This is a genomic window from Tsukamurella asaccharolytica, from assembly GCF_007858435.1.
GTDB lineage: Bacteria > Actinomycetota > Actinomycetes > Mycobacteriales > Mycobacteriaceae > Tsukamurella > Tsukamurella asaccharolytica.
On sequence record NZ_VIGW01000004.1, the window covers coordinates 198,050 to 209,799 of the forward strand.

At 70.0% G+C, this 11,750-nt stretch carries 10 protein-coding genes; 4 read left to right on the forward strand and 6 right to left on the reverse strand.

Annotation, left to right across the window (positions count from 1 at the left end):
• Positions 1 to 10: 10 nt before the first annotated feature.
• From FK529_RS10080 to betT, 3 genes are read right to left on the reverse strand one after another with little or no spacing between them, the layout of a single operon-like run.
• On the reverse strand, positions 11 to 1,594 hold the full coding sequence (locus tag FK529_RS10080; RefSeq protein WP_146560851.1) for a GMC family oxidoreductase: 1,584 nt from the start codon (positions 1,592 to 1,594) through the stop codon (positions 11 to 13).
• Complete coding sequence (locus tag FK529_RS10085) at positions 1,595 to 3,109, reverse strand: aldehyde dehydrogenase family protein (RefSeq protein ID WP_146560852.1); 1,515 nt, start codon at positions 3,107 to 3,109, stop codon at positions 1,595 to 1,597. It abuts the gene before it with no gap.
• Positions 3,106 to 5,256: a choline BCCT transporter BetT gene (betT, locus tag FK529_RS10090; RefSeq protein WP_146560853.1), complete on the reverse strand. Its 2,151-nt coding sequence runs from the start codon at positions 5,254 to 5,256 to the stop codon at positions 3,106 to 3,108. The genes FK529_RS10085 and betT overlap by 4 nt, the downstream gene beginning before the upstream one ends.
• A 134-nt stretch (positions 5,257 to 5,390) precedes the next feature.
• Between betT and lepA the strand changes: the two genes are divergently transcribed.
• Both lepA and FK529_RS10100 read left to right on the forward strand, forming a co-directional pair.
• A complete protein-coding gene (gene lepA, locus FK529_RS10095; RefSeq protein ID WP_166436404.1) occupies positions 5,391 to 7,244 on the forward strand; it encodes a translation elongation factor 4 in 1,854 nt (617 codons plus the stop codon).
• A gap of 10 nt (positions 7,245 to 7,254) precedes the next feature.
• Positions 7,255 to 8,193, forward strand: coding sequence for a cation diffusion facilitator family transporter (locus FK529_RS10100; protein ID WP_231703024.1), 939 nt, complete (start codon positions 7,255 to 7,257; stop codon positions 8,191 to 8,193).
• 41 nt (positions 8,194 to 8,234) lie between these two features.
• On the opposite strand, the gene FK529_RS10105 is transcribed toward FK529_RS10100, so the two are convergent.
• The gene (locus FK529_RS10105; protein ID WP_146560855.1) at positions 8,235 to 9,344 is read right to left on the reverse strand and encodes a winged helix DNA-binding domain-containing protein; all 1,110 of its coding nucleotides are present in this window, start codon (positions 9,342 to 9,344) and stop codon (positions 8,235 to 8,237) included.
• Positions 9,345 to 9,439: 95 nt separating this feature from the next.
• On the opposite strand from FK529_RS10105, the gene FK529_RS10110 reads away from it, so the two are divergent.
• Positions 9,440 to 10,348, forward strand: a complete 909-nt coding sequence (locus tag FK529_RS10110; protein WP_438947188.1) for an NAD(P)H-dependent flavin oxidoreductase — start codon at positions 9,440 to 9,442, stop codon at positions 10,346 to 10,348.
• Entirely contained in the window at positions 10,348 to 11,001 is a 654-nt protein-coding gene (locus tag FK529_RS10115) for a pentapeptide repeat-containing protein (protein ID WP_146560857.1), read from the forward strand. The genes FK529_RS10110 and FK529_RS10115 overlap by 1 nt, the downstream gene beginning before the upstream one ends.
• A 4-nt stretch (positions 11,002 to 11,005) precedes the next feature.
• On the opposite strand, the gene FK529_RS10120 is transcribed toward FK529_RS10115, so the two are convergent.
• Together FK529_RS10120 and FK529_RS10125 are read right to left on the reverse strand one after the other, a co-directional pair.
• On the reverse strand, positions 11,006 to 11,344 hold the full coding sequence (locus FK529_RS10120) for a hypothetical protein (RefSeq protein ID WP_146560858.1): 339 nt from the start codon (positions 11,342 to 11,344) through the stop codon (positions 11,006 to 11,008).
• Positions 11,341 to 11,733 carry a hypothetical protein gene (locus FK529_RS10125; RefSeq protein ID WP_146560859.1) on the reverse strand — a complete coding sequence of 131 codons (393 nt, stop codon included), beginning with the start codon at positions 11,731 to 11,733 and terminating at the stop codon, positions 11,341 to 11,343. The genes FK529_RS10120 and FK529_RS10125 overlap by 4 nt, the downstream gene beginning before the upstream one ends.
• Positions 11,734 to 11,750: the final 17 nt, after the last annotated feature.

Here is an 11,750-nt window from a genome sequence, read left to right on the forward strand (position 1 = left end):
CGTCCGAAGGTCAGCTGCCCGAGACGAGCTCCGCGCACCGCTCGCCCACCAGCATCACGGTGATGTTCGGGTTCACCGTGGTGTGCGCGGGGAAGACGGACGCGTCCGCCACGCGCAGCCCCGCGGTGCCCTTGACCCGCAGCTCGGGGTCCAGCGGCGACATCGGGTCGTCGACCGCGCCCATCCGCACCGTTCCGGCGGGGTGGTACACGGTGTTGTGGGTGCGTCGGATGTAGTCGGCGAGCTCGGCGTCGGTCTGCGCGCCGGGTCCCGGGTACAGCTCCCGCTGGATCCAGTCCTTGAGCGGCCCCGCCTCGGCGATCTCGCGCGCCTTACGGATGCCCGCGATCATCACCTTCATGTCGTGCCCCTCGGGGTCGGTGAAGTACCGCGGGTCGACCTTGGGCTTGTCCCGGAAGTCCCGCGACCGCAGCCGGACGGTGCCGCGCGAGCGCGCGTGCGTGACGTTCGGGGTGAGGCAGAAGGTGTTCTCCGCAGTCGGATAGCCCTGCCGCAGCGTGTGCATGTCGAAAGGCACGCTGCCGTAGTGCATCATCAGGTCCGGCCGGTCCAGGCCGTACTCGGTGGGGGTGAAGATCCCGATCTCCCACCACTGCGTGGACTCGCGGACCATGGGACGGCTCGTCTCGAAGCCGATCACGCCCTCCGGATGATCCTGCAGGTTTGCGCCCACCCCGGGGGAGTCGACGAGCACGTCGACGCCGTTCTCGCGCAGGTGATCCGCGGGGCCGATCCCGGACAGCATGAGCAGTTTCGGCGAGTCGATCGCGCCCGCACTCACGATCACCTCGCGGCGCGCGCCCACGAACGTGGTGCGCCCGAAGGCGTTGTCGGTGACGTCGACGCCCGTCGCACGCGGCACCTCGCCGGTGGTGTCGAAGACGACGCGCTTGGCCCAGGCGCCCGTGCGGATCGTGAGGTTCTGCCGGTCCAGCACCGGGTGCAGGTAGCTCACCGAGGACGACGCGCGCGTCCCGTCCGCGCGGCGGTTGATCTGGAAGAAACCGGCGCCGTTGATCACCGTCTCGCCCGCGTTGAATGCTGTCCGCGGGATGCCCACCGCCTCACAGGCGTCCAGCAGCGCCACACCGCAGGGATCCCTCGGCGGCACCGACATGATGTGCACCGGTCCGGTCCGTCCGTGATGCTCGCCGGGGGCGTCGTTGGTCTCGATCGTCGGGTAGAGGCGGTACACCGAATCCGCGCCCCATCCGGCGGCGCCGTGATCGCGCTCCCACGCGTCCAGGTCCTCGCGCGGCGCCCAGAAGGCGATGCAGCTGTTGTGGGAGCTGCAGCCGCCCAACACCTTCGCCCGGGCGTGCCGCAGGAAGGAGTTGCCGTTCTCCTGGGGCTCGATCGGGTAGTCCCAGTCGTAGCCCGATTCCAGTAGCTCCATCCACCGGTCGAGCCGCAGGATCGCCTCGTCGCCCACGTCCGACGGTCCCGCCTCCAGCAGGCAGACCGTCACGGTCGGGTCCTCGGACAGGCGCGCGGCGACGGCGGCGCCGGCCGATCCGGCGCCCACCACCACGTAGTCGAAGACGTCCTCGTCCCGTGTGTGCGCAGCGCTCACTTACGCGTCCTTCCGCTCGGCGAACCATCCGGTCACGGACGGCCGCAGGTTCTCGTACACGTGCTTGGCTTCGAGGTACTCGCCGAGGCCGGTGGGCCCGAGCTCGCGTCCGATGCCCGAGGCGCCGAAGCCGCCCCACTCCGCTTGGGGGAGGTACGGGCCGAAATCGTTGATCCAGACGGTGCCGTGCCGCAGCCGGCGTGCCACCCGCTTGGCCCGACCTCCGTCGGCGGACCACACCGCACCTGCGAGGCCGTACTCGGTGTCGTTGGCGATCGCCACGGCCTCGTCCTCGGTCGTGAAGGTCTCGACGGTGACCGTGGGTCCGAAGGCCTCGTCGTGGACGCAGGCCATCGACGGGTCGCACTGGTCCAGCACCGTCGGAAGGTAGAAGTAGCCCCGGTCCAGGGAACCCGAACCCTGATCGCCCGTGGCGAAGGCGCCGCCCGTGCGGACCACCGCCCCGTCCTCGCGGGCCTTCTCGACGTAGGCGTGCACCTTGTCGCGGTGCGCGGCGGAGATCAGGGGCCCGGTCTCGGTGCCGTCGGCGTAGGGGAGGCCCTGCCGGATGCCCTCGGCGCGGCGGACCAGTTCGTCGACGAAGACGTCGTGCACCGGCGCTTCGACCACCAGGCGTGCGCCGGCGGAACAGACCTGACCTGAGTGCAGGAAGGCGGCGTTGAGCGCGTTGTCGACCGCAGCGGCGAGTCCCTCGGGGGTGGCGCAGGCGTCCGCGAAGATCACGTTGGGGTTCTTGCCGCCCAGTTCGAGCGCGACCTTCTTCACGGTGGCGGCGGCGTTCGCGGCGATGATCCGCCCGGTCACGAGGCCGCCGGTGAAGGAGACCAGATCGACGTCGGCGTGGGTCGAGAGTGGCGCGCCGGCCTGTGCTCCCGCGCCGAGCACGAGGTTGGCGACGCCGTCGGGCAGTCCGACCTCCTGGAGCACCGTCATCAGCAGGATCGAGGTGTGCGGAGTGAGCTCGGAGGGTTTGAGCACGAAGGTGTCCCCGGCCGCGAGGGCAGGTGCGACCTTCCATGCGGCCTGCAGGAGCGGGTAGTTCCAGGGCGTGATCATGCCGCACACGCCGACGGGCTCGTAGACGATCTGCGAGGCGACGTCGGCGGAGCCGGCGTCCACGATGCGGCCGCTGTCCTGCCCGGCCAGCTTGCCGAAGTAGCGGAAGCAGGCGGCGATGTCGGCCATGTCGAGCTCGGACTCGTACAGGCGCTTGCCCGTGTCGAGGGTCTCGGCGCGGGCGAACTCGTCGCGGCGGCGATCGAGCGCGTCGGCGACGGCGAGCAGCAGGTCGCCCCGCTCTGCCGCGGGGGTGTGCGGCCAGGGGCCGGTGTCGAAGGCGCGGCGCGCCGCGGCGATCGCGGCCTCGGTGTCGGCGGCGGTCGCCTCGTCGACGATGCCGACCTCGGTGCCGTCGGCGGGGCAGACGATGGTGCGGGTACCGCCGGTCTCGCTGTGGCGCCAGGCGCCGTCGATGAACAGGGTCGGTTCGGTCATGCGGGAGTCCCTTCGGGTTCCGTGGACGCGTCGGCGCCGGGATCGGTACGGGGGTCGGTGGATTCGTCGTGGTGGTCGCCGGCGGCGCGGCGCAGGTGCAGGTAGCCGAGATGCCGTTCGTACTGGTCGAGGATGTCGCCGATGATCTGCTCGCGGGTGTACCCGCCCAGCGTGTAGCCCTGTGAGCCCTCGGCGAGGTAGACCTCGCAGCGGAAGTAGCGGTCGCCGGAGCGCTGCGCGAGGATCGCGTAGCTCGGCGCCGGCGCGGAGACGGGCCACACGCAGTACTCGAAATGCGGCTCGCCCGCCAGGTCGACCTTGAGTGTGGGCGAGGGGAGCGTCTCGCTACGGCCCGATTCGTCGACCGTGGCGGTCACGCCTTCGGCGGCGAATTCCGCTGCGACGTCCCGCATCGCGGGCGCCACCGAGTTCTCGAGGAATCTCAGCGTGGCAGTCCGGCCGGGGTACTGGACCGTCGCGAGTAGCCGGCGTCGCCAGCCGCCCGGCTCGCCGCTGCCGCGCCCGGCCGCGAGCGACTTCGGCAGGGAGGTGCGGTAACTGTCGAGCTTGTAGGACTCGGTGTGCAACGCCCGGAGCAGCGCGAGGCCCACCAGGGCCAGCACGAAGGAGAAGGGCAGGCCCATGATGATCGTGGCCCTCTGCAGAGTCGCGATCGAGCCCTCGCTGCCCGCGAACAGCATCGCGAGGGTGAGCAGGCCGATGGCGAACGACCAGAAGACGCGGGTGCTGCGCGCGCAATCGGCCATCGGGTCCTCCAGCCTACTGGTGAAATTGCCCATCACCAGGGAGCCGGAGTCCGCGCTGGTGACGTAGAACAGCAGGCCCGTGATGGTCGCGACGGCGAGCAGCAGCGGTGCGCCGGGGTACTTCTCGAGCAGCGAGTAGAAGCCCACCTCCGGGGTCGAGGCGGTGGCCTCGGCGAAGTCCCTGTCGCCGCGGGCGACCTCGAGTGCGCTGTTCCCGAACACCGAGATCCACACGAGGATGAAGCTGAAGGGCACGACCAGGACGCCGAGGACGAATTGGCGCAAGGTGCGGCCGCGCGAGATTCGGGCGAGGAACAGCCCGACGAACGGCGCCCAGGCGACCCACCAGGCCCAGAAGAACAACGTCCACGAGTCGAGCCAGCCGCGGGCGTCGTTGCCCGCTGTTTCGGGGTTGACCTGATCCCACGCGAACGTGTCCATGGTGCGGTCGAGGAAGGTCGAAAGGTAGTCGCCGGTGTTCTGCACCAAGCCGTTGAGCAGGAAGTCGGACCGGCCCGCCACCAGGATGTAGACCAGAAGGAGGATCGCCAGGATCACGTTGAGCTCGCTGAGCCGCCGGATGCCCTTGTCGACGCCGGAGGTCGCGGAGATCGTCGCGACGATCACCGAGAGCACGATGAGGCCGATCTGCGCGGCCTTGCCCTGCGGGATACCGAACAGCTCGTGCAGGCCGTAGTTGAGCTGGACGATGCCGATGCCCAGGGACGTGGCGATTCCGAAGATCGTGCCCAGCACGGCGGCCACGTCGACCGCGTCGCCGAGCCGGCCGTGGACTCGCTTGCCGAGGATGGGATACAGCGCGGCGCGGATGGTGAGCGGGAGGTTGTGGCGGAAGGCGAAGTAGGCCAGTGCCCCGCCCATCAGCGCGTACATCGCCCAGCCGGTGAGGCCGTAGTGGAAGACGGTCCACGTGACGGCCTCGCGGGCGGCGTGGTTGGTCTCCCCGACGCCGACCGGGGGATTGAGGTAGTGGCTCACGGGCTCGGCGACGGAGAAGAACATGAGGTCGATGCCGATCCCGGCGGCGAACAGCATCGACGTCCACGTGAAGAGGCTGTACTCGGGGCGCGATTCCTCCGGGCCGAGCCGGTAGTTCCCGTAGCGGCTGAGGCCGATGAAGACGACGACGCCGACGATCGCGGTCGCGAGGAGGAAGTACCACCAGCCGAACCAGCGGGTGATGACCTCGACCACGCCGCTGATCACGCTCTCCGCGGTCTCGGGGGAGGCGAGTGCCCAGAGGGCGAGGGCGAGGACCGAGCCCGCGGCGGCGACGAAGACCCGGCGGTTCACGGAGCTCGTCGGTGTCGGTGTGGCTTCGGCGGGTTCCGCTGTTCGTGAGGATGCGCGATCACTCATGGCCTTCGACGTTACCGCGACGGGGGTGAACGGGGACGAAGTCGCGGGACTGCGTCACCGCGGTACGACTGCGCGACGCGGCATGAGAAACTGAAGGGTGACGTGTGCCGGGAACCCGGCCAGCCGCCCGAGGAGTGAGACCGATTCCCAGCTTCGCCGACGAGACCTTCACCGACCCCTCGCGTATCCGCAACTTTTCGATCATCGCGCACATCGACCACGGCAAGTCGACCCTGGCCGATCGGATGCTGCAGATCACGGGGGTGGTCGAGGCGCGCGCCATGCGGGCGCAGTACCTCGACCGGATGGACATCGAGCGCGAGCGCGGCATCACCATCAAGGCGCAGAACGTGCGGTTGCCCTGGTCCGTGGAGGGTGAGGACTACGTCCTCCACATGATCGACACGCCGGGCCACGTGGACTTCACCTACGAGGTCTCCCGCGCGCTCGAGGCGTGCGAGGGCGCGATCCTGCTGGTCGACGCCGCGCAGGGCATCGAGGCGCAGACCCTCGCCAACCTGTACCTGGCGATGGACAAGGACCTGGAGATCATCCCGGTCCTGAACAAGATCGACCTGCCCGCCGCCGACCCCGACCGGTACGCCGAGGAGATCGCGCACATCATCGGCTGCGAGCCCGGCGACGTGTTGCGCGTCTCCGGAAAGACCGGCGAGGGCGTCGACGCCCTGCTCGATCGCGTGGTGAAGAAGGTGCCGCCGCCCGTCGGCGACGCGGACGCACCGGCCCGCGCGATGATCTTCGACTCGGTGTACGACACCTATCGCGGTGTCGTCACCTACATCCGTGTGGTGGACGGCAAGATCGTCCCGCGCGAGAAGATCCAGATGATGTCGACGGGTGCCACCCACGAGCTCCTCGAGGTGGGCATCGTCTCGCCCGAGCCGAAGGCCTCCAAGGGGCTCGGTGTCGGCGAGGTCGGTTATCTCATCACCGGCGTGAAGGACGTGCGGCAGTCGAAGGTGGGCGACACCGTGACGACCGCGCGCAAGGGCGCCGAGACGCCGCTCACCGGCTATCAGGAGCCGCGGCCGATGGTCTACTCGGGTCTCTACCCCGTGGACGGCTCGGATTACCCGGCGCTGCGTGAGGCGCTCGACAAGCTGCAGCTCAACGACGCCGCGCTGACCTACGAGCCGGAGACGTCCGTGGCCCTCGGCTTCGGCTTCCGGTGCGGCTTCCTCGGGCTGCTGCACATGGAGATCACCCGCGAGCGGCTGCAGCGCGAGTTCGGACTGGACCTGATCTCGACCGCGCCGAACGTGGTCTACCGCGTGGTGGGCGAGGACGGCAAGGAGCTCACCGTCACCAACCCGTCGGACTGGCCCGACGGCAAGCTGCGCGAGACCTACGAGCCGATCACCAAGACGACGATCATCGCGCCCAGCGAGTTCGTCGGCACCATCATGGAGTTGTGCCAGGCGCGCCGAGGCGAGCTCGGCGGCATGGACTACCTGTCCGAGAGTCGGGTCGAGCTGCGCTACACGCTGCCGATGGCGGAGATCATCTTCGACTTCTTCGATTCGCTGAAGTCGCGCACCCGCGGCTACGCCTCGCTCGACTACGAGGAGGCCGGCGAGCAGCAGTCCGATCTGGTCAAGGTCGACATCCTGCTGCAGGGCGAGGCCGTCGACGCCTTCAGCGCGATCGTGCACCGCGACGGTGCGCAGGCCTACGGCAACAAGATGACCGTCAAGCTCAAGGAGCTCATTCCGCGCCAGCAGTTCGAGGTGCCGGTGCAGGCCGCCATCGGTTCGAAGATCATCGCGCGAGAGAACATCCGCGCCATTCGCAAGGACGTGCTCGCCAAGTGCTACGGCGGCGACATCAGCCGGAAGCGCAAGCTGCTCGAGAAGCAGAAGGAGGGCAAGAAGCGCATGAAGACCATCGGCCGGGTGGACGTGCCGCAGGAGGCCTTCGTCGCCGCGCTGTCGTCCGACGCCTCGGCGGACAAGCCGAAGGGCAAGTAATATCCCGTTGGTGACCGCACCTTCAGACCCGGTGAACCCGGGCGCGGGTCCGCGCACCCGGCAGGACCTGTCCCGCTTCGCTTTGCTCTCGATCGTGGTCTCGCTGGTCGTGATCGGACTGAAGATCCTCGCCTGGCGTCTCACGGGATCCGTGGGCCTGCTCTCCGACGCCGCCGAGTCGGCGGTGAATCTGGTCGCGGCGATCGCCGCGTTCGTGGCGCTCAAGGTGGTGGCCAAGCCGGCGGATCACGATCACAACTTCGGGCACACCAAGGCGGAGTACTTCTCGGCGGTGCTCGAGGGCGTGATGATCGTGATCGCGGCAGTGGTCATCCTCGTCTCCGCGATCGACCGGCTACGCAATCCGCAGGCGCTCGAACAGGTGGGGCTGGGTCTCGCGATCTCGGTCGCGGCGACGGTGCTCAACGGTCTCGTCGGGTTCTACCTCATCAGAGTGGGGCGGCGGCATCGTTCGCTCGCTCTGGAGGCGGACGGGAAGCACCTGCTCACGGACGTCTGGACCACGGTCGGCGTGATCGTGGGCGTGCTGCTCGTCGCGCTCACGGGATGGCTGCCGCTGGACCCGCTGATCGCCATCGCGGTGGCGGTGAACATCCTCGTGGTCGGCGCTCGGCTGGTGTGGCAATCCGGCGCCGGCCTCATGGACGCCGCGCTGCCGGTCGAGGAACGGGCGCAGATCGACGCGGTACTCGACCGTCACCGGGCCTCGGGCATCGACTTCCACGACATCCGGACCCGCGAGTCCGGGCATGAGCGCTTCGTCCAGCTGCACATGCTCGTGCCCGGTGAGTGGACCGTGCAACGCGCGCACGACGTGACGGAGGAGGTCGAGAGCGACCTGTCCGCCGTGTTCGACGACCTGCGGATCACGGTGCACATCGAGCCGATCGACGACCCCCGCGCGTACGAGACCTGGCGCCTCGACTGAGACGGAGCCGTCACGGGGCGGAGCCGTCGAACGCGGCCGGACTAGGCCAGGACCGCGTCCTTCCCGAGGAACCGTCCGTAGTCACGGACGGGGCCGGTGAGGCGGCGCTTCGCCGCCGCGGAGATCCTCGTGAACGGCTCGATGGTGACGGTCACCGTCTTCGCCGTGGTCCTCTTGCTCCACACGCCCACGATCTCGCCATCGACGACCACCAGCGGCTTGAAGACAGCGTTGCGGCCGGGCACGATCCGGTTGAGGTGGGCCTCGTCGAGCTGCGGTGCACGGGAACCGTATCCGATGATGTACTCGTCGAAGCCGGGGAGCAGGAGGGGGCGGGCCAGGGCCTCGTCGATCTGCGCGTCCGTCAGGTCGACGGTGCCGGGCGTCACGAGATAACGGGTGCCCGCGAGGCTCACCTGTTCGACGGCGCCGCCCGCAGCAGCTATGCCCTCGTCCACTGCGCCCATCGGGAGGTACGCCCACTTCCCGATGTCCTGCCGGGTCACGGGGCCCCGGGCGGCGACGAACCGGGAGACCGCCTCGCCGAGGGCGTGCTCCGGTTCCCGGGGATCGGAGACCCAGTCGTCGGCCAGGGCGAAGACGTCCGTCGTCGGCACGGGATCCGCGAAGACGATCGCCATCAGTTCGGTGAGGTCACGCAGGATGTGGCCCGTCTGCGCGTTGTCCAGGGGCAGTCCGGCGTCCGCGCAGGCGGCGACGAGTTCGGGGCGGGTGCGCGCGGCGCCGCCCGCGAGTTCCGCACGGATGATCCGCTCGGCGTCCGTCATCATCGCCTCGGTGATCCCCAGCTGCGGGCGGCGCTTCGCGGCCTCGGCGCGCGAGCGCACGGTGAGCGCGGCGCTGAGCCAGTGCAGATCCTCCGGCGCAGTGATCTGCAGGGTGCCCCGCGCGGGCCGGTTGCGGGTGATCCTCCGCTCCGCGAGATCGGCGAGGACCGCCGCATCGTCGGGGTGCTCGGACGCGCGGAGCGAGAGCGCGAACCGCGCCGCGGCGCCGTCCTGGGCCTGGATCGCGAGCATGCCGCGGGCGGCGTCCGGTGCGGTGCGCCAGTCCCGGACGCCAGGCACGAGTCCCTGCGCGCGGAGGCGGAGCGCGCGAATGCGGCGGATCTCAGGATCGACGGTGCCCATGGGCGGAATCCTGCCACGGGCGTAGCCTCGTCGGTGTGTGGAACACCTGGCTGACACGCACCCTGGACATCGATCTGCCGATCCTCGGCGCACCCATGGGCGGCCGCGCCGGCGGTGAACTCGCGGGGCAGGTGACGGCCGCGGGCGGGCTGGGCATGATCGGCGCGGCGCGGTACGCCACGCCCGAGTGGATCGACGAGCAGGCGCGGGTGATCCGGGCCGCCGCGGGCGCGGGGGCGCCGCTCGCCTTCGGCTTGCAGACGTGGTCGCTCGCGGACAGTCCCGAACTGCTGGACTCTGTGCTCGCCGCGCAGCCGACGTTGGTCTCCTTGTCGTTCGGCGATCCCGCACCGTTCGTCCAGCGGGTCCAGGACGCCGGGGCCGTGGTGATCTCGCAGGTCAACTCGGTGGAGGACCTGCGCGAGGTCGAGGCTGCGGGCGTCGACGCCGTCGTCGCGCAGGGCGGCGAGGCGGGCGGGCACACCGGTCGGATCGCGACGCTGCCCCTGCTCCAGGAGGTGCTGCGCGCGACCGGGCTTCCCGTGCTCGCCGCCGGCGGGATCGGAACCGGTGCGGGCCTGGCAGCGGTCCTTGCCGCCGGCGCGCAGGGAGCGCTCATCGGCACCGCCCTGCTCGCTTCGCCCGAGACCGTCGGACCCGATTACGCGATTCCGGCGCTGCTCAAGGCGCGGAGCGCGGACACCGTGTACACCGACGTCTTCGACAAGGCCCGGCACCAGCCCTGGCCCACGCGATGGTTCGGGCGGGCGCTCACCAACGACTTCACTGCGCGATGGCACGACGGGGACGGCGCTGAGGCCTCGTCCGGCTCGGAGGAGGCGGTCAGCGCCGCCTACGACGGTGAGATGCCGGAGGTCGGGGTCGTGTACGCCGGGCAGGCCGCGGGCCTGGTCGACGAGATACGCCCCGCCCGGGAGGTGATCGAGTCCATCGCCGCGGACGCGGAAGCCCGGCTCCGAGCCGTCACAGGGGTGCTCGGTTGATGGCGGGCCTCGCCGTACCGAAGATCTCTCCGCTGCGTCTCGCCGGTCTCGAGGAGGGACTCGCCGATGAACTGATGCCGGGGGATGCGGAGGACCGCCGCCGTTTCGCCGGACCCACCGTCAAGGGGCGCGATCTCAGCGGGATCACGTTCAGCGAGTGCGAGCTCGCGGGATGGGAGGTCCGCGACGCGGTCTTCACCGAGTCCTCCTTCCTCGAGACCCGGATCACCGGCCTGTTCGCCACGGGATTCCGCGCCTCCCGCTCCACGTTCCGGCAGGTCGAGGTCGATGATGCCCGGATCGGCGCCGTCGAGCTCATGGACGCCACGCTGCGCTCCGTGGTGTTCACCGATGTGCGGCTGGGGTTCGTGAACCTGCGGGGCGCCGGCCTCACCGACGTGGCCTTCAGGGGCTGCATGCTCGACGGGATCGACGCCGCCGACGCGACGTTGACCCGGGTCGCCTTCGAGGACTGCACGGCGGGCGAGATCGACGTCTCCCGGGCGAAGCTGCAGCACGTCGACCTGCGCGGACTACAGGTCGAGCGGATCCGCGGGGTCGAGGGCATCGCGGGGGCCACCATGTCGCACCTGCAGGTGGTCGGCCTGGCGGAGGTCTTCGCCGCGCACTTGGGCATTAACGTCACGGACTGATCGATCACCAGATCGGTACGGCGAGCCATGCGCCGACCTTCCACCCGACCACGGTGAAGACGAGACCGACGAACGGCCAACCGATGGTGGTCCTCCCGTCGTCGAGCGCGCGGCAGTAGCCGACGAGCGCGATGAGCGCGCCGAGCCCTGCGCCGCCGGCGGCGATGGCGATTCCGAGCTCGGGCCACCCCGTCGACGTGCAGTCGCTCCAGGCGCACGGGTCGGAAGCCATGGCGAACCCGAGCGAGGCCCACAGGATCGCGAAGAGGTCCGCGGCGCCCAGCACGCAGAGGAGCAGCCCTCCGATGATCGGATCGAGGACCGACCGCTCGGGCCGGCTCACAGCGACATCGCCGCGTTCGCCATGCCCGCCGTGAGGACGGTGCAGAGCACGACGAGGCCGATGCCGACGAGCGGCCAGTAGAACCAGTACCGGCGGCGGCGGGCCTGGAGCACGGTACCGACGAAGGCGCCGACGACGATCGCGGCGATCCCTCCCCACTGGAGATAGATCGCCCGCCCGGCCGCCTCCGCCGCGGCGCACGGCCCGTCGATGGGACAGCCGTCGGCGGCCATCGCGTAGAACCCTGCGAACATCGCCGCGAGGTACGCGATGACGAGCAACAGGATCCACAGCACGGTGCCTGCAGCGACGTCCGCCGCCGCGGACCGCCGCGTCCGCGGAGCGGGCTCCGTCGTGATCAGGGTGGGGAGTGCAATCGGATCGCTCATGGGAATGAGCATCGCGC

Bases quoted from the DNA above. Each gene is read 5' to 3' on its own strand.
- FK529_RS10125 (WP_146560859.1), bottom strand. From the start codon at position 11,733: ATGAGCGATCCGATTGCACTCCCCACCCTGATCACGACGGAGCCCGCT.
- FK529_RS10110 (WP_438947188.1), top strand. From the start codon at position 9,440: ATGGGCGGCCGCGCCGGCGGTGAACTCGCGGGGCAGGTGACGGCCGCG.
- FK529_RS10085 (WP_146560852.1), bottom strand. From the start codon at position 3,109: ATGACCGAACCGACCCTGTTCATCGACGGCGCCTGGCGCCACAGCGAG.
- FK529_RS10105 (WP_146560855.1), bottom strand. From the start codon at position 9,344: ATGGGCACCGTCGATCCTGAGATCCGCCGCATTCGCGCGCTCCGCCTC.
- betT (WP_146560853.1), bottom strand. From the start codon at position 5,256: ATGAGTGATCGCGCATCCTCACGAACAGCGGAACCCGCCGAAGCCACA.
- FK529_RS10115 (WP_146560857.1), top strand. From the start codon at position 10,348: ATGGCGGGCCTCGCCGTACCGAAGATCTCTCCGCTGCGTCTCGCCGGT.